The 22920-nt window shown below is 73.8% G+C and carries 16 protein-coding genes; 12 read left to right on the top strand and 4 right to left on the bottom strand.

Translation table 11 applies throughout. The features are described 5' to 3' along the window. Positions 1 to 37 precede the first annotated feature (37 nt). From ABIA32_RS14495 to ABIA32_RS14480, 4 genes are all read right to left on the bottom strand, one after another. Positions 38 to 1831 carry an ABC transporter ATP-binding protein gene (locus ABIA32_RS14495; protein WP_370094867.1) on the bottom strand — a complete coding sequence of 598 codons (1794 nt, stop codon included), beginning with the start codon at positions 1829 to 1831 and terminating at the stop codon, positions 38 to 40. Between the two features lie 26 nt (positions 1832 to 1857). Beyond that, on the bottom strand, positions 1858 to 3708 hold the full coding sequence (locus tag ABIA32_RS14490) for an ABC transporter ATP-binding protein (RefSeq protein ID WP_370094865.1): 1851 nt from the start codon (positions 3706 to 3708) through the stop codon (positions 1858 to 1860). 152 nt (positions 3709 to 3860) lie between these two features. Beyond that, positions 3861 to 6152, bottom strand: coding sequence for a hypothetical protein (locus tag ABIA32_RS14485; protein ID WP_370094863.1), 2292 nt, complete (start codon positions 6150 to 6152; stop codon positions 3861 to 3863). A gap of 37 nt (positions 6153 to 6189) precedes the next feature. Beyond that, the gene (locus ABIA32_RS14480; RefSeq protein WP_370094861.1) at positions 6190 to 7260 is read right to left on the bottom strand and encodes a hypothetical protein; all 1071 of its coding nucleotides are present in this window, start codon (positions 7258 to 7260) and stop codon (positions 6190 to 6192) included. 294 nt (positions 7261 to 7554) lie between these two features. On the opposite strand from ABIA32_RS14480, the gene ABIA32_RS14475 reads away from it, so the two are divergent. The 12 genes from ABIA32_RS14475 to ABIA32_RS14420 are packed head-to-tail and all read left to right on the top strand — an operon-like array spanning position 7555 to position 22900. After that, a complete protein-coding gene (locus ABIA32_RS14475; RefSeq protein ID WP_370094859.1) occupies positions 7555 to 8289 on the top strand; it encodes a class I SAM-dependent methyltransferase in 735 nt (244 codons plus the stop codon). A gap of 8 nt (positions 8290 to 8297) precedes the next feature. Beyond that, on the top strand, positions 8298 to 9125 hold the full coding sequence (locus ABIA32_RS14470) for a transketolase (RefSeq protein ID WP_370094857.1): 828 nt from the start codon (positions 8298 to 8300) through the stop codon (positions 9123 to 9125). Next, positions 9118 to 10131, top strand: a complete 1014-nt coding sequence (locus ABIA32_RS14465) for a transketolase family protein (protein ID WP_370094855.1) — start codon at positions 9118 to 9120, stop codon at positions 10129 to 10131. Before ABIA32_RS14470 ends, ABIA32_RS14465 begins: the two co-directional genes overlap by 8 nt. A 4-nt stretch (positions 10132 to 10135) precedes the next feature. Then, positions 10136 to 11410 carry a hypothetical protein gene (locus ABIA32_RS14460; RefSeq protein ID WP_370094853.1) on the top strand — a complete coding sequence of 425 codons (1275 nt, stop codon included), beginning with the start codon at positions 10136 to 10138 and terminating at the stop codon, positions 11408 to 11410. Next, positions 11407 to 12354 carry a phosphotransferase family protein gene (locus tag ABIA32_RS14455; RefSeq protein ID WP_370094851.1) on the top strand — a complete coding sequence of 316 codons (948 nt, stop codon included), beginning with the start codon at positions 11407 to 11409 and terminating at the stop codon, positions 12352 to 12354. The genes ABIA32_RS14460 and ABIA32_RS14455 overlap by 4 nt, the downstream gene beginning before the upstream one ends. Continuing rightward, positions 12347 to 13813: an NAD(P)/FAD-dependent oxidoreductase gene (locus tag ABIA32_RS14450; protein ID WP_370094849.1), complete on the top strand. Its 1467-nt coding sequence runs from the start codon at positions 12347 to 12349 to the stop codon at positions 13811 to 13813. Before ABIA32_RS14455 ends, ABIA32_RS14450 begins: the two co-directional genes overlap by 8 nt. Positions 13814 to 13825: 12 nt before the next feature. Beyond that, a complete protein-coding gene (locus ABIA32_RS14445) occupies positions 13826 to 16399 on the top strand; it encodes an amino acid adenylation domain-containing protein (protein ID WP_370094847.1) in 2574 nt (857 codons plus the stop codon). Continuing rightward, positions 16396 to 19464: a beta-ketoacyl synthase N-terminal-like domain-containing protein gene (locus tag ABIA32_RS14440; RefSeq protein ID WP_370094845.1), complete on the top strand. Its 3069-nt coding sequence runs from the start codon at positions 16396 to 16398 to the stop codon at positions 19462 to 19464. The genes ABIA32_RS14445 and ABIA32_RS14440 overlap by 4 nt, the downstream gene beginning before the upstream one ends. Then, entirely contained in the window at positions 19461 to 20318 is an 858-nt protein-coding gene (locus tag ABIA32_RS14435; protein ID WP_370094843.1) for a 3-hydroxyacyl-CoA dehydrogenase family protein, read from the top strand. Before ABIA32_RS14440 ends, ABIA32_RS14435 begins: the two co-directional genes overlap by 4 nt. Beyond that, on the top strand, positions 20315 to 20602 hold the full coding sequence (locus ABIA32_RS14430) for an acyl carrier protein (RefSeq protein WP_370094841.1): 288 nt from the start codon (positions 20315 to 20317) through the stop codon (positions 20600 to 20602). The genes ABIA32_RS14435 and ABIA32_RS14430 overlap by 4 nt, the downstream gene beginning before the upstream one ends. Continuing rightward, on the top strand, positions 20599 to 21759 hold the full coding sequence (locus ABIA32_RS14425) for an acyl-CoA dehydrogenase family protein (protein ID WP_370094839.1): 1161 nt from the start codon (positions 20599 to 20601) through the stop codon (positions 21757 to 21759). The genes ABIA32_RS14430 and ABIA32_RS14425 overlap by 4 nt, the downstream gene beginning before the upstream one ends. Continuing rightward, the gene (locus tag ABIA32_RS14420; RefSeq protein WP_370094837.1) at positions 21749 to 22900 is read left to right on the top strand and encodes an HAD-IIIC family phosphatase; all 1152 of its coding nucleotides are present in this window, start codon (positions 21749 to 21751) and stop codon (positions 22898 to 22900) included. The genes ABIA32_RS14425 and ABIA32_RS14420 overlap by 11 nt, the downstream gene beginning before the upstream one ends. Positions 22901 to 22920: the final 20 nt, after the last annotated feature.

The raw sequence follows: 22920 nt of genomic DNA, 5'->3' as shown, positions 1-22920 counted from the left end.
GGGAATGATCGGGGGAATGGGAGGATCCGGGATGGGTTCAGCCCTGGGCGGGCCTGGCGATCCAGGCGTCGTGCAGGGCCGCGTACGGCCCGCCGCAGGCCAGCAGCTCATGGTGGGGGCCGCTCTCGACGATCCGTCCGGCGTCGAAGACGAGGATCAGGTCCGCGCTGCGGGCGCTGATCAGCCGGTGCGCGACAGTGATCGAGGTGCGCCCGCTGGTCAGGCGGTCCAGGGCGGCCTGGATGCGGACCTCGGTATCCGGGTCGACGGCCGAGGTCGCCTCGTCGAGAATCAACACGGCCGGGTCGGCGGCGTGGGCGCGGGCGAGCGCCACCATCTGCCGCTCTCCCGCGGAAAGCAGCGCGCCGCCCGGTCCGACCGGGGTGTCCAGGCCGAGCGGCAGACCGTCCAGCCAGTCGCCGAGGCCGAGTTCGACGAAGGCTCGGCGGATGTCGGCCGGGCTCGCGTCCGGGAGGGTGAACCGGACGTTCGCCGCGATCGTCGTATCGAAGAGGAAGCCTTCCTGCGGCACGATCACCATCCGTCGCCGCAGCGATGCCCGGTCGACCTCGTCCAGCGGCACACCGCCGACCAGTACCCGCCCGCGCCCGGGCTCGACCAGGCCACAGGCCAGCTTCGCGAAGGTGGTCTTGCCCGCGCCGGTCTCGCCGACCACCGCGACGCGACGGCCCGGCACGAGCTCCAGGGAGAAGTCCTCCAGCACCGGACGACCGGTCGGATAGGAGAAGCCCACCTGCTCGAAGCCGATGCCCAGCGGGCCGTCCGGCAGCGTTCGCTTCCCCGCCGCAGGGGCGGCGGCCCCCGGGGCGTCGAGGACGCCCAGCAACCGGCGCCAGCCGGCGAGCGCTCGCTGGGCCTCGGTGAAGGCCACCACGCCCTGCCGGGTCGGCGACACGAACAACACCGCGAGGAAGAGCACCGCGGCCAGGTCGCCCAGACTCATCCAACCGTGGGCGACCAGTTCGACCCCGGCCGCCGCCAGCGCCACCGTGATCAGGCTCGGCACCAGCTCAGCCAACGACTGGACCGCGGTGATGGCCCGCTGGGCCCGCATCTGCTCGGTCGCCAGCTCCGTCACTGCCCGGTCGGCCCGCGCGACCACATAGCCCGAGGCATCGTAACCGCGGACCGTCTCCGCTCCGGCCAACGCCTCCGAGGCGACCGCGAGCACCTCCCCGACCCGCTCCTGCAGCCTGCCGAAGCGGGGGGCCAGGAAGCTCTGGGAACGGTTGAGGAAGACCAGGAGCGGCAATTGGAGCGCCCACACCAGGAGGGTCAGCCAGACGCTGTAGCAGGCCATCACCACGGTCGTGGCCACCATCTGCAGCGTGCTGAGCGCCAGCATCAGGCCTTTGTACTGCAGGAAGCTGCTGACGGTGTCGATGTCGGAGGTAACCCTGGCGACCAGCGCGCCGCGCGGCTGGGACTCCTGCCGGACCAGCGGCAGCGCGTGCAGGTGGCGGAAGGCCGAGACCCGGGAGGCGGCCAACCCGGTCTCGCTGACCCGGTACAGCCGGATGCTCACCGCGTACGAGCACGCCGCCGTGAGCAGTACCGCGACCATCGCCCCGGCGACCGGCCAGACGACCGCCGCGGTGCCGCCGCCGTGCCTGACCCCGCCGTCCAGCGCCCGCTGCACCGTGATCGGCAGCACCACCCGGCCTGCGACCGCCACCAGCCCCAGCAGCACCGTGAGCCGCATGCCGACCAGGAAGTCCGCCGAGGACCGCAGCCCCCGTCGCAGGATTTCGACGGCACCGCCCTGGGCCTCGTCGATCACGCCCACCGTGCTCGTCTCCGCCGTGCTCATCTCCGCCCTCACTGCCCCGGCGCCGGTCACGCCGCACGTCCTCGGTCGCCCGCGACGGCCACCGGTGCGCTGTCGCGGCGCTCCCGGTCCCGCGCGTAGGCGCTGACCAACTGCTGGTAGGCGGCCGACCGCTGGGCGAGCAGATGGTGCGGCCCCTGGTCCGCGAGCGCGCCGCGTTCCAGCAGCAGCACGAGGTCGGCCCGTTCCAGTGCGGCCGGGCTGGACCCGGCCGCGACCACCGTCGTCGCGGGGCGCAGGGTGTCCAGGGCCGCCAGGATCTCCCCCTCGATCCTGGCGTCCACGGCGGAGGTGGCGTCGTCCAGCACCAGCAGCGCCGGGCGGCGCACCAACGCGCGGGCCAGGGCCAGCCGTTGCCGCTGGCCGCCGGAGAGGCTGTGGCCGCGCTCGCCGACGAGGGTGTCCAGGCCCTGCGGCAGCGCCGCGACGAACTCCGCCGCCTGCGCGAGCCGCAGTGCCCGCCACAGCTCCGCGTCCGGGTACTCCGCGCCGAGAGCGAGGTTGGCCCGGACGGTGTCCCGGAACAGGAACGGCTGCTGCGGCACCACCGCGATCCGCCGGGCCCGCTCGGCCGGCGGCCAGGTGTGCGGTGCCGCACCGTCGACCAGGACGGTACCGGTGGTGGGCGCGGTCAGCCCGCTGAGCACCGCGGTCAGCGTGGACTTGCCCGAGCCGGAAGCTCCGGCCACGGCCACCCACTGGCCGGGGGCAACGCTCAGCGAGAGCTCGGAGAGGGCCGCGCCCGCGGCTCCCGGCCGAACCAACCCGACCCGGTCGAGGACGACCGCGCATCCGTCCGGCCCGGTGCCGGCCCCGGCTGTCCCCGCCTGCACCTGCGGTTCCGCAGGTACCGCGTCCGGGCCGGTGCCCTCCAGTGGTGCCGAGAGCACCTCGGAGACCCGCGCCCAGGCCGTCGCGTTCTGTGGGAACTCGCCGATGATCCAGCCCACGGACATCAACGGCAGCGCCAGCAGCGCGATCAGGAACGCCACCTGCACCACCGCGCCCGGATGCTCCCGGCCGCCCCCGACGCGCTCCGCGCCGAGCAGCAGCGTGGCGAGGATGCCCAGGCCGGGCAGCGCCTCCATGACCGGATCGAAGACGGACCGGGTGCGCCCGGCCACCATGCCCGCGCGGGCCAGCCCTGTCGCCGCTCCGGCGAACCGGGCCACCTCGGCCTCCTCCCGCCCGGACGCCTTGACCAGCAGGGCCGCCTCGAAGCTCTCGTGCGCCATCGCCGCGACGCGCCCACGCAGGAACTGCAGCCGGGCCACCAGCGGCCCGGCCTTCTGCTCGTAGACGAGGCTGAAGCACAGCGCGAGCAGCAGCAGCGCCACCCCCATCCAGCCGAAGACGGGGTCGGTGAGGAACATCGCGGTGATGCCGACCAGCAAGGTGAGCAGTGCACTGCAGGCGGACGGCAGCAGCCGGACCGCCTGCCAGGTGGTCTCCACGTCGATGGACAGCACGGAGAGCAGGTCGCCGGGCTTCCGCCCGGCAGGCGCACCGCCGACCGCGAAGCGCTCGGCCAGACGCCGCCGCAGGCCGCACTCCAGCCGCAGCCGCATCAGCGCCGACAACTGCTCACGGCAGGTGAAGGCCAGCATCTGCACAACCGCGGCGGCCAGCAGCCAGAGCATCGGGCCGGTCAACCGGCCGCCCGCGCCGTGCGGCTGGACCACCCGATCGGTGACACCGCCGAGCGTCCAGGCGGTGAAGACCGTGGCGCCCGCATAGACCGCGCTGCCGGCCAGGGCGCCGACGAAGGGCCACGGCTCGGCGCGCACCGCGCCGAGCAACAGCAGCAGGCCCTGGCGGGACCGGGCTCCCCACCCGTCCCCAACTCCCTCTGATGTCATGGATCCTCACTCGTCCGATGCCTGCGGCGTGCCCCGCCGGGGCGGCCGATCGACCACTAGGTGCGAATCTAGGGCCGACTCCACGGCAGGCCCGAGGGCTTTCGGGGAGGCAGTACCTGCCTGGCAGCAAGCGACCACCTCCGCAAAGAGGCTCAACGGGGCAGCGCACCCGCCCGCCGGGCAGCGACCCGCACCTGCTCCACCGCCTGCGCGGTCTCGTCGCGACCGAGGGTGCGCATCGGCGAGCCGAACGTGAGCCGCACGGTCAGCACCCGGCCGCCGGTTCCCGGATCCCGGTAGACGTCGGCGAGCTCGGCGGTGCGCAGCGGCGGCCCCACCTGCTGCAGCGCCGTCAGCAGGTCTGCCACCGCGAGCCCGTCGGGCACCGGCAGGCTCAGGTCGCGCTGCATCTCGGGGAAGCGCGGCGGCGTCTGCGCCGCGCTCGGCCGTTCGGGCAGCGAGAGCAGCAGATCGAGGTCCAACTCGGCGGCCAGCAGGGCTTGTCCGGCGCGGGCGGGCAGGCCCGACGGGCAGTGCCGCAGAGCGCCGAGGCGGCCCGCCTCGGCCTGGCCGACCAACAGCAGCGCCGCCGTGCCCGGATGGAAGGTCGGATCGCTCACGGGGACCGCCCGCAGCGGGCCGAGCTGCAGGGCCCGTACCACCGCCCGGCAGGTGCCGAGGAGCCGGCCGAGCTCCACCTCCCAACCCCTCGGCCAGAGGCCGTCCGGCCCGTCCGGCCCGGGCGGCACCGGCGCCAGCAGCGCGAGCGCGGTCCGTTCCACGGGCTCGGCCAGAGGGCCGCCGCCCGGCAGCACCACAGTGCCCAGCTCGAACAGCGTCTCCAGGCCGGCCGCGTCGCCGTGCACGGCGTCCGCACGGGCCAGGCCGGGAACCAGGCTGCGGCGCAGGAACCGCGGCGGGCTCCCCTCCCGATCGGCCAGGGCCACCGCCGGGTCGAGCCAGTGCCCCTGCCCGAGTGTGTCGGGAGCAGCGCCAGCCTCGACGACCAGTGGTGTCATCGCTTCCCTGCACTGGCGTGCCGTCAGTGTCCGTCGGATCACCTCCCGTTGCCGGCCTCGCCGGTCGTCGCCCGGTGTGACCGGGTCGGTCGGCAGGGAGGCGGGCACCGCGCGGAAGCCCAGCAGCCGCACCAGCTCCGCGACCAGCTCCTGCTCGCCGCGCAGATCGGGCCGGGACGGCGGCACCGACACCAACAGCAGCCCGGGCTCCGCTGCGGCGCCGCGGCCGTCGATGGTCTCCAGCAGGGCGGCACACTGCGCGGCGTCCAGGGCGGTCCCGGTCACCCGGCGCAGCCGGTCCAGATCCACTCCGACAGTGCGGCGGGGGGACTCCGGTCCGCTGCCGACCCCTGCCGCCTCCGGCGCTTCCGCGGCGAGCAGTCGGGCGACCCGGGCCACCGCCCTGGAGCAGCGCTCCCCGCCGGGGGCGAGGTCGGTCGCGGTGGCGGCGAGCACCAGCAGCCGGGCGCCGGCAGCGGGCCGGGCCACGGGCACCGCGGTGAGCCGGACCGTAAGGCCGTCGAGCTCGCCCGCCGCTGTCGGCGGCGTCTGGGCCGCGCCGGGTCCCACGGAGACGGTGACCGGCCTTTGGGCGGGCAGCCAGTAGGCGGCCAGCCGCACGCCGTACTCGTATCCGGCAATCAGAAGGGCCCGGTCCAGGACGCCGGGCGCCGCGGCCAGCCCCGCCAGCTCTGCGCGCCGCCAATCGGGCTCGGGGAGCGCGTCCGGACGCAGCCCGTCGAGCAGGGCCGCGCCGACCGTCACGTCGGGCGCGGTGACCTGCAGGCGCAGCGCCTCCGCTCCCCGGCCGCCGCCACCTGAACCCGGTTGCCTGGTCGCGGAGTTCGGCAACTCGCCGGCCCCGGTCAGTCGATGGTCGATCTCGAGGGCCAGCCCCCACAGTCCCCGGCAGTGCGGCAAGGTCTCGGGGATCCGCAGGCTGAGCAGCTCCTCGGCCTGCTCCGTGGGCAGGACGGCGGAGACCGGGACGCCCGGCGGCGCTCCCTCCGGCAGCAGCAACACCTCCGCCGCCGGGCCGAGGCCCAGCTCGGCCTCGCTGCACAGGACGCCCACACCCCGGCCCTGACGGCCGGAGAGCCGGAGCCTGCGCAGCCCGCCCGCCACGGTGCCGGGGGCCGCGAAGAGTCGGGCCCCGGGCAGGGCCACCGCGACCAGCGCCCCGGCCGCTGGGACGTCCGCCCCCGGCAGCCCGACGGGTTCCCGGCCCGGGAGCGCGACCTGGATCAGGCCGCCCGCGTCCGGCGGCTCGCCCTCGACCCGGCCGACCAGGACCTTTGGACTGAGCACACCCGGATTGTCCGCCCCGGTCACGGTGATCCCTGCCTCGCCGAGCAGGTCGTTGATCTCGCGGGCGGTGAGCGGACGACGCAGGAACTCGTTCAGCCAGGAGACGGGGATGCGCATGCGAGTGCCTCTCTCGGAGGGGGCAGGTGGGGCCGGGTCAGCCGATCCGGCCGAGGATCCGCGGGTCATTGCCAAGGAAGTACCGGATGTCCCCCAGACGGTGACGGATCGCCAGCACCCGCTCCAGCGAGATCGCCAGCGACAGCGCGTGCAGCGCGGGGGGAACGCCGGCCGCGTCGAGGACCGTTCGGGTGAGCAGTCCGCCGGAGACCACCTCCAGCCGTCCGCTGCCCTGGCACAGCTCGCAGCCCGCCGAGGCACACGGCAGGCACTCGACATCCACGGCCAGGCCCGGTGACACGTAAGGCAGTTGCCGGAACCGCAGCCGGGGCCTGACGGCCTCGCCGAGCACCTCGCCGAGAAGGCCCAGGGCCAGGCCCTTGACGTCTCCCAGTCGGACCGTCGGCCCCAGGGCCAGGGCCTCGGACTGGTGGAACTGGGTGACGAAGCGCGCATTGGGCACGGTGTGCCGGTGGCAGGGGCCGCTGACCAGGATCCGCCGGGGACCGTCGGCTCCCTGCTCGCGCAGTATGCGCAGCACTGAGGCGGTGGTGTGGCCGCGCAGCACCGCTCCCCCGGTGGTGAAGTAGCTGTGCTGCGGGCTGCGGGTGGGGTGGTCCGCCGGCACGCCCAGCAGGTCGAAGCTGTGGGCGACGTCCTCCAGTTGGCGGGAGTCGTGGCGGGTGAAGCCCTGGCGCAGGAAGTAGCGGGCGATCTGCTCGGCCAGGGCCGGGACCGGGTGCTCCCCGGAGCCGCGCGGGCCGTCCGCGTCCGGTAGTGCGCCGAAGTCGACCGGTGCAGGCGGGCGCTGGCCCTGCTCGACCTGCAGCCGGTCCCGGTGCCGCTCCAGCACCGAGGCCAGTTCGGCGGTGACGGCGGCGAGAAGGCGGCCGAGCCCGGGCCGCTGTCCGACCGAGACCGAGCCGAGGGCGGCACGGCAGCGCCGGAGCGGGGCCCGGGGGCCGAGGTGGCGGCGCTCCCAGGCGTCGAGGAGGGGGCGGTCCGGGGGGCTTGCGACCAGCTCCGCCAGGGCGCGGTCGCGCAGGCAGGCCAGGAGTTCCTCGGTCAGCGGCTGGTCCAGGAAGGTCGGTTCGGCTGATGCGGGCATGAGGGGCCTCTCGGGTCCGGTCCGGGCGGCGCGCGCCGTCGGCGCAGATTTCTCCGAAGAAATGGAATATGGGTCGAGCGCGGCAGCCGGTCCCTTGTCGCTGCGCGTGCCCCGCCCTTGCACAATGGCACCGGCCCGCCCCTCGGAACAGGCCCGCGGGCGAATCCGCCCGTTCTGTCACCCTGCGGCATTGCAGCATGTCCGCTATTCCGGGCCGGTATCCGTAGCCCGCCCCGGAGTTGGGACCCTACGGTTGCGAACACGACGACGGTCCATGTCCGGAGAGGGTGCCCGATGAGTGACTGGAATGCAGAGACGTACGGAAGCCGCTGGTCGGAGATCTACGACGGCCTCCCTTGGCCCGGCCCTGACCAGGCCGTGGACCAGCTCGCCAAGCTGGCCGGCGGGGGGCCGGTGCTGGAACTCGCCATCGGCACCGGCCGACTGGCAATCCCGCTGGCGCAGCGCGGTGTGGAGATCCACGGAATCGACTCCTCCGCGGAGATGATCGAGAAACTGCGGTCCAAGGAGGGCGGCGCCGATATTCCCGTGACACTCGGCGACATTTCGTCCTTCACCACCGAGAAGAAGTACTCCCTGGCCTTTCTCGTGCTGAACACGATATATGCGCTGCAGAGCCAGGAGGCGCAGCTCTCGTGTTTCGCCAGCGCGGCCGCGGCGCTGGAGCCGGGCGGCACATTCGTGGTCGAGGCGTTCATGCCCGATCCGACCAGGTTCCGGCGCAACTCCTGGACTCAGGTGCACGACATCGGCCTGGACCACGTGCTGATCGAGGCGGACCGGCACGACCCCTCGACGCAGCAGATCCTGGAGCAGCACATCCATCTGAAGCAGGGCAAGGTCGAACTGTTCCCGGCCTTCCTGCGCTACATCTGGCCGTCCGAGATGGACCTGATGGCCAAGCTCGCCGGGATGAGTCTGGTCGAGCGCTGCGGCGGCTGGTCGGGCGAGCCGTTCAACGCGCGCTCGGGCAACCAGGTCTCGGTGTACCGCCGCGACGAGGCCTGACCGGCGTCATGGACACCGCTGTTGCGATCCGCGGGCAGGCGCGGACCGACGCCGACACCGCTCGGGCGGCCCGGCGGCGCATCCTCGGCTTCGCCGCGGAGCAGACCGTCCATCTGGGCTCCTCGCTCTCGGTGGTGGACCTGCTGGTCGCCGTGCTCCGGGAGGCGGCCACCGGCCCGGCCGGGACCGGGGATCCGAACCGGGAGCGGGTGCTGCTCAGCAAGGGTCACGCCGTGTGGGCGCTGTACGCGGTGCTGGCCGAGCTCGGTCGGCTCGACCCGGAGCGTCTCGGGCCGCTCGCCGGGCACCCCGCCGACCAGGTCCCGGGCGTGGACGCGGCCACCGGTGCCCTCGGGCACGGCCTGTCCATCGGCGCGGGACTGGCCGAGGCAACCCGGCTGCGCGGCCGCGACGAGCGCACCTTCGTGGTCCTGGGCGACGGCGAGCTGAACGAGGGCTCGGTCTGGGAGGCGGTGATGTTCGCCGCCCACCGCCGGCTCGGCCGGCTGGTCGCCCTGGTGGACCGCAATGGCATGCAGCAGGAGGGCGCCACCGCCGACGTCCTCGACCTGTCCCCGCTGGCCGCCAAGTGGCGCTCCTTCGGCTGGCGGGTCCGTGAGGTCGACGGCCACGACCACGCCGCGCTGCGCGAGGTGGTCCGGGCCACGGCCGATCCCGCCGACCGCCCGGTCGTCCTGCTGGCCCGCACCGTCAAGGGAAAGGGAGTGCCGTTCATGGAGCACAGCGCCGCCTGGCACACCGGCCGGCTGGACCGGGCGCAGCTGGACGCGGCACTGGCGGTGCTCGGCCAGGATCGGACGGTGGCCCGTGCCTGAGTACGCCATCAGCGCCGAGCCGATCGCGCCCCCGCGCGCGCCGACGTCGACGTCGACCCGGATGCCGCGCGGCATGCGCCCGGTGATCGCCGAGGCGCTGGCCGAACTGGGGGACATACACCATGAGTTGGTGGTCCTGGCAGCCGACGGGCGGGCCCTGGCGCTGGCCTTCGCCGAGCGCCACCCGGACCGCTTCATCGACGTGGGCATCGCCGAGGCGAACCTGATGGGCGTCGCGGCAGGCCTGGCGAGGGGCGGACACCGCGTCGTGGTCTGCGGGATGGCGCCGTTCCTGGTCCGGCGGGCGGCCGAGCAACTCCGCCTGGACCTGTGCCGGCCGGGCCTGGACGTCACCGTGCTCGGCGTCGGCGGCGGCGTGGGCTACGGCACGCTCGGGGCCACCCATCACGTGCCGGAGGACCTCGGCACGCTCGCCCAGATGCCGGGCACGCGGGTGTTCTGCCCGGCGGACGTCCACGACGCGGCCTGGGCGGTACGCGAGGCGGTGCTCGGGGGCGGCCCCGCCTATGTCCGACTGGGGGCCAGAGAAGACCCTCAGGTGTACGACCTGGAGACGAGGTTCTCCGCGCAACGGCCCCTGCTCCTGGGCGATCCGGACACCGGCGCACCCGGGCAGGCCTTGGTGGTCACGGCGGGGGCGACGGTCGCCGGGGCACTCGACGCCGTGGCGGCGGTCGGTCCGCTGGGAGTGTCCGCCCGGGTGCTGGCCCTCACCGCGGTCTCGCCCTTCCCCCGGGCGGCACTGCTGGACGCCGCCGCGCGGGCCGACACCGTGGTGACCGTCGAGGAGCACTACGCAGCCGCGGGCCTGGGCGCGCAGACGGCACTGTCCTTGGCCGGGCACTGGCGCGGCCGCTTCCGGGCGCTCGCCATCGACGACCGGCCCGCGCCGGTGCTGGACCGTACAGGCCTCTTCCGCTTCTACCGGATCGACTCGGCCGCGATCGTCAGCGCGCTGCTCGACCCGAACCCCTTGACGGAGTGACACGATGCGCATCCTGCTAGGGGCCCAGAGCTGCGGCTTCGGGCCAATCTCCAAACTGACCGCGGCCTCCCGCGCGCTCGACGGCCACCACCGGGTGTTCGCCGGGGTGACCGTCGCCTCGGAGTTCGCCAGACGCAACGCGGAGGCGTTCGACGAAGTCGTCGAGACCGGCGGGGATCCGGCGGTCCTCTCCGGGCAGATCGACCAGGCCGATCTGGTGGTCTCGGTGATGGACGCGGACCTGGTGTTCCGCGCCGTGGCCGCCGGCCGTCGGGTGCTGCTCGTGGACAGCCTGCTGGCGTTCTGGAAGCTGGACACCCCGCCGGAACGTATCGCAGAGCTGTGCGCACGGGCCCGCAGCACCGGCCCCGACGGCTTCGAGCGGGAGCTCGCTGAACTGTCCCCGCACGAACGCGTCTACGCCGCCCACCTGTTGGCCGACACCTCGATGGTGCAGAACTTTCCCGGCGCTGCCGAGCGCACCGCGGAACTGGTCCGGCTGGGCGCCTCCCGCGCCCTGCTCACCGGCCCGATCGTCGACGACGCGGCGCTGGTCGACGCACCACGCAAGGCCCCCGACGGCGTCGATCTGCTGATCAACATCGGCGGCTTCAAGAACTTCCTTCTCGACTACCACCACCACAACGACTACCTGCGGCTGTTCACCCGCTGGGTGAAGGACCTGCTCGCGACCTGGCCCCAGTTCGAGCGGGTGGCGGTCTGCGGCGGCGGATACGCGGAGGAGCGCGGCTTCCGGACCCGGGTGGCCGGGCGGGTGGCCGAGTTCACCTGCCTGCCACAGCGTGCCTTCATCCCGGTCGTCGCCTCGGCCCGGCAGTACCTGCTGACGCCTGGCCTGACGGCGATTCACGAGTCGCTGCTGCTGGGGCAGTTCCCGATGGCGCTGCCGGAACAGCACTTCGGTCACATCAGCAATCTCAACGGTCTGAGCGGCACCCTGTTCGAGCGGGTCGGCAGCCGGTTCTCGGACCTGATCGAGGGCTACCGGGTGCCGGCCGACGACTTCGAGGGCACCGCCGCGATCGTTCGCCAGGTGGGCCGGCTCCTGGAGGACGAGCAGGCCTACGACCGGTTCCGGCGCGGCATGAACGAGCGCATCGAGACCTTCGTCGGACTGAGCCAGTCGGCCCGCGACGCAGGCGTCGCCGAACTGCGGTCACTGCTCCACGGGCCCTCCTTCGCCGAGGTGTTGGGCGAGCTGGTGCCCGATCCGGGCGCCGCGGCCGAGCCGCGGACCCTGATCGGAGGGATCCGATGAGTACCGCGCTTCTCGACAGCGTCCGACAGGAGACCGCCGAGGCGCTACTGACGGTGCATCAGTCAACCGACGGCGCGCAGGCCGGGGAGGTCTCCTTCCGCGACTGGATTCCGCGCAGCGAGCGCAAGCAGTGCCAGCGGCTCTTCGTGGCCTCGTCCGTCGCCGGGGTCACCCGCTACGTCGCCAAGGTGCCGCTCGACCCGGACGACGCGATGGTGGACCGGGAGTGGGAGGTGCTGTCCGGGCCGGTCGGCACGGACCTTCCGCGCCCGCGCGCGGTGCGGAAGCTGGACCGCGGCTTCGTGATGACCTACGTGCCCTCGCGGGACTTCCCCGAGGCGCTGGGGGCCGACCGCCCCGAGGCCCGGCCCCGGCGACTGCGGACCGCGGTCGAGCTGGCCGCACGCCTGCACACCTCAGGACGCGGGTCAGCCACCGGACGGCAGCCGGCCGCCGACTACCTGCCGACCGCCGACTTCCCCACCGCCACCACCGACTGGATCAACCGTGCGTCCGTCGGCCCGACCCACGGTGACCTCGGCCCCTGGAACCTCCGGGTGGACCAGGACGACCGGGTGTCGCTGATCGACTGGGAGGACTACCGGCCGGACGGCCTGCCCGCCCTGGACGTGCTCAACCTGGTGCTCACCGCAGCGCTGATCGCCTACCCCGACTATCCCGAGCTCGGCTTCGACCGCCTCTTCGAGCTGGTCTTCCATGAGCAGAACGCCTTCCGCGACGCGGCCGACCAGGCCCTGCGCCACTACGCCGCCCGTACCGGGCAGCAGGTGGAGGGCATCATCGGCCTCACCCCCGTCTTCTGCCGCTGGATGATCCGCAGGATCGAACGCCAGGGCAGGCCCACCGGTCACCTCTTCTACGGCCCGTTCGCCGACCGCTTCGAGGCCGAGCTGCCGCGCTGGAACGGAGGCGGCCGTGACTGAGTCCGGAAAGCTCCTCGACGCGGTGGTGATCGGCGCCGGACCGGCCGGGCTGTTCGCCGCCTGGCGGCTGGCCACCGGCGGCGCGGAAACCCTGCTGCTGGAGGCGGGCGGCACCATGCGCGACAGCCTCTGTTCCAAGGTCGCCGCCCGGCTGGACGGCCGGGCGGTGCGCGCGGCGGAGAAGTTCCGGCTGCAGTGCAATCGCTGCGACTGCCTGACCGGACTGGGCGGCGCTGCCTTCCACTTCGACACCAACCTCGGCTATGTCCGCGGCCTCTCCCAGTCGAAGATCGAGTCCGACGGCCTGGGCGGCGTCCGCGCCTACAGCGGTCTGGAGCGCACCCTCGGCGACTTCGACCGGGCGGACCGGGCGGTACAGGACGTGTACCGGCTGATGTACCGGTTCGGCCTGCCCGCGCCCGACGTCCTCCCGCGGCAGAACCCGGCCGCGCCCTCGGGCGGCGGCGGCCCGGCCGCTCCGACCGGCTTCGTACTGGCCGACGAGGCCGTCTCCCAGTCGGTCACCGTGGACGACGCCCTGGAGATGGTGGACGGTCTGCTCCAGGAGGCACTCGCTGCCGGGCTGCGGCTGCTGCTGAACACCCGTGCCGACCGGGTGCACCGCCGCCCGGACGGAATCTGGGAGGTGACCGCGTCCGGCGAGCTGCTGCGGGCGCGCCAGGTGGTGGTCGCGGTCGGCAAGCTGGGCCTCGGCTGGGTCAGCGAGCTGCTCGACCGAAACGCGGTGGCCTACCGGCCCAGCTCCCGGGTGGACGTCGGCGTCCGCCTGGAGACCACCCGCGAGCTGGCCTTGCCGCTCACCGCCTCCTGCCACAACCCCAAGCTCAGCTTCCTCAACGCGCAGGGCGAATCGGTCCGCACCTTCTGCATGTGCGAGGGCGGCCGGATCATGCAGTACGCCTTCCAGGACGCCGTGGTGCTCGACGGCCAGCACTGCCTGACCACCCCGACAGGGCGCACCAACTTCGGCATCGTCACCAGCGTCGACGTCCCCGCGTGCGGTGACGGCACCCGGCAGGCGCTCGACTTCGCCCGCGCCGTCACCAGGGCCGGCGGCGGCAGGCCGGTGGTGCAGCCGCTGCTGGAGCTGCTCGGCCGCGGTGTCTGCGCCGAACCGCCCGGCAGCAGCCTGGTGCACGCGACCCGGACCGATCTGGCCGCGGTGATCGGGCCGCAGCGGCTGGCGGACATCGCCGGGATGGCGGACCGGCTGGAGGAGCTGGCACCGGGCCTGATCGGGCCGCAGACGGTGGTGGCCGCGCCAGTGGTGGAGCGCCTCTTCCCCGCCATCGAGCTCAGCCCGGACCTGGAGAGCAGCGCCGCGGGCCTGTACTTCGTCGGCGACTGCTCATCCAAGATCATCGGCGTCACCTACGGCGCAGCGACCGGGCTCGCGGCGGCCGAGGCCGTCCTGAGGCGTCGGACCGGCTCTTCCTGAAGGGATACCACCATGTTCATCACGCCGCCGCCGCGCGCCGACGCCCGGACGCCCGTCCGATCCTGCCGCCGGACCAGGACGCCCGATGGCTGGGCCCTGCTCCGGGCCCGCTGTCCCGGTGCCCCGGCAGAGCGGCTGCTGGCCGGCCTGCTGGCGGTCCTGACAGACCGTTACGGCGCGGACTGGCGGCTGGTCGCGCAGGAGGGCTGTGGCTCGGTCACGGCTGCGGCACGCCTGCTGGCCGACGCGCCCACCTCCGCCACCTGGTCCGAACTGCTCGCAGCCCTGGACGCACCGCCCCGTCCCGAGGACGGGGGCGAGGGCGAGGGCGAGAACGCGGTGTCGACAGGACCGGCCGAGACGGTGGTCGTCGGCCTCGCCGCGCCCACTCCCCTTGCGGCGCCCCCGCTGTCCTCCGCCGCACTTGTGTTCACGGTCGACGGCGACGCACTCACTGCCGAGTGGGACGAGGAGCTGTTCCCGCTCCCGACGGAGGAGGCGATCGCCGGGCACCTCGACCGGCTCGCCGGAGCGCTGGCCCGCGAGCCGCACGCACCGCTGTCCGTGCGTGGCATCCTCGCCCCGGCCGAACTGGCCGTCAACGGCGGCTCGCCGGAGAGGCTGCCGGAATACCCCCCGATCACCCTGCACCAGCTGTTCATGCTGCAGGCCTGGCGCACCCCCGACGCGTGCGCGCTGGCCATGGGTGAGGACCGGCTCAGCTACCGGCAGTTGGACGAGGCGTCGAGTGCACTGGCGCACCAGGTGGTCGCGGCCGGAGTGCGCCCCGGCGACGTGGTCGGCGTCTGCGGCGAGCGTTCGCTCGGCCTGTTCACGGCCCTGGTCGCGGTGCTGAAGGCGGGCGGCGTCTTCATGTACCTGGACCCCGACTACCCGGCCGTAAGGCTGCGGCAGTTCGCCGAGGTCGGCCTGCCGCGGCTGCTGCTGTGCGGGCCGGGCGGGCCGGAGCTGGGTCTGGACCTGCCGCGGCTCGGCTTCCCCGCCGTGCCCGATCCGGCCGTGGCGGGCCTCCGCCACGCGCCCGATGTCGTGGTCGGCCCCGAGGACCCTGCCTACATCCTCTTCACGTCCGGCTCGACCGGCACGCCCAAGGGCGTGCTGCGGCCCCACCGGCTGCACACCTCCCGCGTCTTCCTGGAACAGGGCCTGTACCAGGTCGGCTCGGCCGACCGGCACCTGCTCAAACTCCCGGTCAGCGCCCGCGAGTTCTTCTGGCCGCTGGCGACCGGCGGCACCGCGGTGATCGCCGAGCCCGGGGGTGAACGGGACAACGAATACCTGGTCCGGCTGATCCGTCGCGAAGGGATCTCCGTGCTCAGCTGCGTCCCCTCGATGCTACGGGTACTCGCGGACACACCGGGCTTCGCCGAATGCCCTTCGCTGCGGCACGTCTTCGTGGGCGGCGAGGCACTGCACCGCGACCTGGAGGACCGGGTGCGCGGCTTCGGCTACGCCGTACACAACACCTTCACCCTCACCGAGGCCGACTACGTGACCCACCGCAAGGAACGGCCGCCGCAGGCCCAGGCCGGCGACGCGTCGCTGATCGGCGCCCCGGTCGACATGCGCGTCTACGTCTGCGACCAGCAGGGCCGACTGGTCCCCCCGGGCCTGACCGGCGAGGTGTGGACCGGCGGCCCCGGCCTCGCCACCGGCTACCACCGGGATCCGCAGCGCACCGCCGAACGCTTCCTGCCCAATCCCTTCGGCGACCCGCAGGCCCCGGTGCTCTTCCGCACCGGCGATCTGGCCCGACACCGGGCCGACGGCTCACTCGAATACCGGGGCCGCAAGGACCTGCAGATCAAGGTGCGCGGGCAGCGGGTGGAGCCGACCGAGGTGGAGTTCTGGCTGCGCGAGCACCCGGCGGTACGGGACGCCGCGGCGATCGGCTACCCGGACGCCGAACAGGGCGCGGTCCTGGTCGCCTTCGTCGTGGTCGCCGAGGACGGCCCCACCGAGCCGCAGCTGAGCGCGTTCCTGGCCGAGCGGCTGCCGTCGTCGATGCTGCCGCGCCACCTCACCGTGGTGCGCCGGCTGCCCAAGCTGCACAGCGGCAAAGTGGACCGGGCCGCGCTCAAACTGCCCGAACGCGCCCGGCCCGCACAGCTGCCGCCGTCGACCCCGCCCCGCACCGCCGACCAGGCTCGCCTGGTCCGGATCTGGCGGCGGATCCTGCAGCTGCCCGAGGTCAGCACCGAGGACACCTTCGCCTCCCTGGGCGGCGACTCGCTCCGGCTGCTGCTCCTGCGCTCCGCGCTGCAGGACGAATGGCGGCGGCCGGTCGACCTGGCGGATCTGATCGACGCCGACACCGTGCTGGCGCAGGAGGCCCTGCTGACCGGGCGGGCACAACGCTCCGGCGCGGAGCCCCGACGCTCCGGCGGGTCGGGACCGGGACCGGGACCGGGGCCGGGACCGCAGGCGATCGCCTCGGCCGTCGCCGAACGGGCCCGCCGCGCCCAACTACGCCACCGGCAGCAAGAATCCGCACCGGAGACCGCAACCGGGACCGTTCGGGCGACCGCTCGGGCGACCGCTCGGGAAGCGAGGGAGCCGCGATGACCCGCATCGCCGTGATCGGACTGGCCGGGCGGCTGCCCGGCGCGTCCGACCTGGACGCCTACTGGGCCAACCTGCTCGCCGGCCGCGACTGCGTCACCCGCACGCCCGCCGACGAGCTGCGCGGACTGGTCCCGGACGAACTGCTGGACGACCCGCGCTGGATCGGCGCCTCCGGCCGGATCACCGGTGTCTACGACTTCGACCCGGCCTGCTTCGGCATGTCCCCCAAGGAGGCGCTCACCACCGATCCGCAACACCGGCTGCTGCTGACGAGCGTCCACCGGGCGCTGGAGGACGCCGCTGTGGTTCCCGGACCGGCCGCGGGCCGGATCGGCCTGTTCGCCGGGGTCGGCCGGAACCGCCACGAGGAGGTGGTCCGCGCGGTGCTCGCGGCGCGCGGCGAGACGCCGAACGAGCTGGCGCTGGAGATCGGCAACGAGAAGGACCACAGCAGCACCAAGACCGCCTACCGACTCGGGCTGGGCGGACCGGTACTGACCGTCCAGACAGCCTGCTCCACCGGGCTGGTGGCACTGCACCAGGCCTGCCAGAGCCTCGCCGCGCAGGAGTGCGACCTCGCGGTCGCCGCCGCTGCGGCCGTCCGCGCCCCGGACCAGTACGGCTACCTGTACCTGAACGGCGGCATCGGCTCGGTCGACGGCGTCTGCCGTCCCTTCTCCGAGCGGGCCGGGGGCGCGGTGGCGGGGGACGGCGTCGTCGCCGTCGTGCTCAAGCGCCTGGAGGACGCCCTCGCCGACGGGGACCGCGTCTACGCGGTGGTCCGCGGCTCCGCCGTCAACAACGACGGCGCCAAGAGCGGCTATGCCTCCGTCAGCGCCCCCGCGCAGCGGCAGGTGCTGCGCGAGGCCCTGCTGTTCGCGGAGACCGAGCCGGAGACGGTCGGCTCGGTGGAGACGCACGGCTCCGGCACACCGCTCGGGGACGCCACCGAATGGGCCGCGCTGCGCGACGTCTACGGGAAGGGGCAGCGCACCCTGGTCGGCTCGGTCAAGTCCGGCATCGGTCACCTTCGGGAGGCCTCCGGGCTCGCCGGGCTGGTCCGCGCGGTGTTCAGCGTCCGGCACGGGCTGGTGCCGCCGACCATCAACGTCGGCCTGCCGGCCGGCTTCACCACCCGTGACGACAGCGGGCTGACGCTGTCCAGGTCCGCACAACCGTGGCCGCTGAACGGGCCGCGCCGCGCCGCGGTCAGCGCGTTCGGGCTGGGCGGGACCAACGCGCACGTCATCCTGGAACAACCGCCGGAGCCACGCCCCCGAGCAGACCTCACCGGTCCGGGCCTGGTGCTGCTGTCGGCACACACCGCCCCCGCGGCGACCCGCACCGCGCAGGCCTGGACGGAGACGCTGGCGGACGAGGCAATCCCCGCCGCGGTCGCGGCCGAGGTCTCCCAGTCGGGCCGCCGGGCTCGTCGGCACCGGACCTTCGTCCTGGCCGGTACGGCCACCGACGGCCTCCCAGCGCCCGGCCTGGAGCCCGCTCCCGAACCAGTCGCGGCCGAACCGGGCGGTCCCGGACTCTGCTTCGTCTTCCCCGGCACCGGCGACCACTACCCCGGCATGGGCGCCGGGCTCGCCGCCGCCCTGCCGGGCTACGCCGAGCACCTGGACCGCTACCTGGCGGCCTGCTCCGAACAGACGGGCCGTGAGCTGCGGGGTGTGCTGGCCCCTGGGCCCGCCCGGGCTCCCGGCGGCGGTCAGGTCTTCGACCTTCGCCGCCTGGTGACCCCGACCACCGGCCGTGGCCACGAGGTCTTCGACCCGGTGGCCTCCCACGCCGTGCTCTTCTCGCTGCAACTGGCCCTGGCCAGGGCACTGGAGGAGCTCGGCCTGCGGCCGGACGCCGTCACCGGGCACAGCCTCGGCGAGCTCGTCTCCGCCACCCTGGCCGGGATCTTCACCGAGCAGGACGCGATCCGGGTGGTGGTGCGGCGTGCCCAGCTGGTCGCCGAGCAACCCGAGGGAGCGATGCTGGCGGTCAGTCTGCCGCGCGCGGACGCGGAGCAGCTCACCGGCCCCGGCGTCTGGCTGGCGGCCGCCAACTCGCCGCGCAGCAGCGTGCTCGCCGGGGACCGGGAGGCGCTGCTGCGCACCGTCGACGAACTGCACCGGCGCGGGTTGCAGGGCAGGCTGCTGCCGGTCCGGCATGCCTTCCACACGCCCCTGCTCGACGAGGCGGGCGCGCAACTGCAGAAGCTGCTGACGGAAATGGAGCTGTCGCAGCCCCGGATCCCGCTGGTGGCCAACTCCACCGGGGCCTGGGCCGGCCCGGAGATCGCCGAACCGGCGTACTGGCGCCGCCAGCTGACCTCGCCGGTGCTGTTCGGCCAGGCCTTGGCCACCGCGGCCGAGCGCTGCGGCGTGCTGATCGAGATCGGGCCGGGCCAGCTGCGCACCCTCGCCGGGCAGGACCGGTCCGCGCTCGGCGACAGCACCGTGGTGACCACCATGCGCCGCGAGTACCAGAACACCAGCGACCACGAGGTGCTGCTTCGGGCCCTGGGCCGGCTCTGGCAGCTCGGCTGCGAACCGGACTGGACGCGGCTGCGCGGCGGTCGCCCGACTGCGGCCGCCGCCACCCTGCCGCCGACCGCCCTGGACGAGCGGCCGCTCGACATCCGCGCGGGCACTCAGCTCGTCCACCTCCCGCCGGCGGGCCAGGCCGCGGCTCCCGCCGCCGTCCTGGCGGTCCCCGTCGGATCGGTCGCCGTCGGATCAGTCGCCGTCGGATCGGTCGCCGAGGCACCCGCATCGGCCCCGGTTCCCGCTCCGACTCCGAGCGCGGCCCCGGGCGAAGGGAGCAGCGAGGTGGAGACCGTGCTCGCCGCCCTGTGGGGGGAAGTGCTGGGCATCGAGGAGATCCGCTCCGACGACGACTTCTTCGACCTCGGCGGCGACTCGCTGATGAGCGTTCAGCTCATCTTCGGCATCGAGGAGAACCTCGGCTTCCACGTGCCCGCCGTCACCGTCTTCCAGGAATCCAGGCTCGGGCCGATGGCCGCGCGCATCGCCGCCTGGGCGCACAGCGAAGGGAGCGCACCATGAGCAGCATCAGCGTCGGGGTGGTCGGGGCCGGGGTGATGGGCGTCAGCCTGGTCCAAGCCCTGATCGCGCACGGCGTCGACACGGTCGTCCACGACGCCGACCCGGCCGTCCTCGCGGCCGTGGCCGAGCGGGTCGCCGACGCGGACCGACTGGCCAGGTTCGCCACCCGGCAGGCCGCCGCCGGACCTCGCGGCAGTCTCCGCCTCGCCGCGGAGCTGTCCGGCATCGCCGGCTGCGCCCTGGTGGTGGAGAACGTGGTCGAGGACGCGGAGGTCAAGGAGGAGCTGCACCGGGCACTCGACGCGCTGCTGGCCCCGGACGCGGTGGTGGCGGTCAACACCTCCGCCGTCCCGGTCTCCGGGCTCGCCCTGGCCACCGATCACCCGGAACGCATGCTCGGGGCGCACTTCATGAACCCGGTGGCGTCCTCCGCCATGGTCGAGCTGGTCCGCACCCCCTACACCGCCGACTGGGCGCTGGCCCGGATACGGGAGCTGCTGGAGGGCTTGGGCAAGGAGTCGGTGGTGGTCGCCGACGCCGCCGGATTCGTCATCAACCGCTGCCTGATGATGTTCGTCAGCGAAGCCGCCGCCCTGCTCGATGACGGGGTGGCGACCCCCGAGCAGGTCGACCGGCTCTTCCGGGGCTGTCTCGGGCACCGCACCGGGCCGTTGCGCACCGCCGACGTGATCGGCATCGACACGATCGTGCACACCCTCAAGGTTCTGGCGCAGCACCACGGACCCGAGCGGTTCACCCCCTCCGCCCGGCTGCGGCGGATGGTCACGGCCGGGGAGCTCGGCCGCAAGACCGGAAAGGGCTTCTACCACTACTCCGCAGGAGGGACCACGTGAGCGTCTCCGCCGTACCGCCCGTCTCCGAGAGCCAGCACGCCGCGCCGGACGAGGTCCGCGCCGTCGTGACCCGCTTCCTGTCCCGTTACGTCGACGATCCGCAGAGCCTGGTCGGGGTACGCCTGCTGACGGGCGGTCTGCTGGACTCGCTCGCCGCCGTGGAGCTGATCGGGCACCTGGAGCGGACCTTCGGCCTGGTCATGCTCGACGAGGACCTGGACATCGACAACTTCGACTCCCTCGACGCCATCACCGCCTTCGTCGGGCGAAAGCTGGACCGATGAGCCCCGGTCACGACCAGGAGCTGGCACGGGAGTTCCTCCGAAGGCAGTCCGACGCCCGGGCCCTGGGCGCCATGGTGCCGCCCGCCCACGGCGGGCTCGGGCTCAGCCACGCCGAGTACGGCGAGATCAACCGGGTCGTGGCCGAGGTCTCCCCGTCCCGGCAGAGCCTGCTCACCGTGCACGGCATGGTCTGCCGTGCGCTCGCCCGCTGGGGCACGCCCGCCCAACGGGCGGAGTTCCTGCCGGAGCTCGCCACCGGAGCCGTCACCGGGGCGTTCGCGCTCACCGAGGAAGGGGCGGGCAGCGACGTGCGCCGGGTGGCGCTCCGGGCGCGCCGCACCGCGGGCGGCTGGGTGCTGGACGGGAGAAAGCAGTGGCTCACCTTCGGCCGCACCGCGCAGCTCTTCCTGGTCTTCGCCCGCGCCGAGGACGCCCCCGAGGCTGCCCACCCGGCCGGCCTGCCAGGCGGCGGGGGCGGGCATGTGGCCCTCCTGGTCCGCCGCGACGACCCCGGTGTGTACCTGCGCCCGGCCCCGCCGACCAGCGGATTCGCTGACGCCGAGCTCGCCGAGCTGGAGCTGCGCGACTGCCGGGTACCGGAGGGGAGGGCGCTCGGTCGGCCAGGCACCGCGCTGACCCACGTCGCGGCGGACTCACTGGTCCTCGGGCGGCTCTGCGTCGCCTTCGGCGCCTCGGGGCTGGCCCGGGCGGCGCTGTCCGCGGCGCTGCGCCGGTCCGTCCAGCGCGAGCAGTTCACCGGCCCACTGCACCGCCTGCAGCTGGTCCGCGGGCTGCTCGCCGACGCCGCGGTGGCCGTGGACGGTGCCGAGCTCCTGTGCCGCCGGGCCGCCCGCGCCCTGGACGACCGCGACGAGTGGGCCATGAGCCACGTGCTCACCGCCAAGCTCGCGGCCAGCCGGGCAGCCACCACCGCCACCCGCACCGCTGCCCAACTGCACGGCGCGGCCGGGCTGGTGGACGGCGGCGAGGTCGACCGCCAGGTCCGCGACGCCCGGGTGCTGGAAATCATCGAGGGCAGCACCGAGCTGCTGCAGGACCTGGTCGCGGAGCAGGCACTCGCCCGCCACCGCGCCGACGCGGCGGCCGAGCACTCGCCGCGGACCCCCGAGCTCCGAGGAGGAAGCCATGCGGCCTGAGCCCGCGGCCGAGGTGCAGTACGCCGAGGTGCAGTACGCCAAGGTGCAGCGCGCCAAGGTGAAGTGCGTGGTGTGGGACCTCGACGACACGCTCTGGGAGGGCGTGCTCGCCGAGGGCGCGGCCGAGGCACTGCGCCCCGGCGTCGAGAAGCTGCTCCATACCCTCGACCAGCGCGGTGTGCTGCACGCGGTGGCCAGCAAGAACGAGCCCGGCCGTGCGCTGGCCCGGCTCGCCGAGCTGGGCGTCGCCGACCTCTTCGTCTGCCCGCAGATCTCCTGGGAGCCGAAGTCCGAGCTGGTCGCGAGGGTGGCCCAGCGGCTCAACATCGGCCTGGACACGCTGATGTTCGTCGACGACTCACCCTTCGAGCGGGCCGAGGTCGCCGCCGCCCATCCGCAGGTGCGCTGCCTGGACGCCGCTGAGCTCGAAGGCCTCGCCGACCGACCCGAGTTCGACCTGCCCGTCACCGCCGAGGCGGCCCGGCGGCGGCAGCTGTACCAGGAAGCCGACGTCCGGCGCGACTACGAGGAGACCTTCGAGGGCCCGCGCACCGAGTTCCTGGCCTCGCTGGGCATGCGACTGACGGTTGCCCCCGCCGCCGCGGCCGATCTGCTGCGGGCTGCCGAACTCACGGAACGGACCCACCAGTTGAACACCACTGGGCTGGTGTTCTCGGCCGCCGACCTCGCCGGGCTGATCCCCAGCACCGAGCAGAAGCTGCTGGTAGTGGGCCTGGAGGACACATTCGGCAGCTACGGCGCGGTGGGCCTGGTGCTCCTCGCCGTCCGGCCCGGCGAGTGGTGCATCCGGCTCTTCCTCATGTCCTGCCGGGTGATGGGCCGCAATGTCGGCGGCGCGGTGCTCGCCTTCCTCGCTCAGCAGGCCGACGCGCGGGGCCGGCTGCTCACCGCCGACTTCGCCCCCAACGAGGTCAACCGGCCCATGTACCTGGTCTACCGCCTGGCCGGCTTCGAGCCGGTGGAGACCACAAGCACCGAAGCCACCGCAGAGACCGCGGAGGCCGCCGAGACCGCGGATCTCCCGCAGCCGGTGCCCGGCGGCGTCCAGCGGCTGCGGCTGCGACCCGGCCTCGGTCGCACCGTCCCCGAGTACCTCGACCTGGACGCGCGGCTCGACTGACCCGCCGCCCACCCTGAAGA

Source organism: Streptacidiphilus sp. MAP12-20 (assembly GCF_041262525.1).
GTDB lineage: Bacteria > Actinomycetota > Actinomycetes > Streptomycetales > Streptomycetaceae > Streptacidiphilus.
The sequence above is the reverse complement of the archived record's forward strand: the minus strand, read 5'-3'. Positions and strand labels throughout refer to the sequence as shown.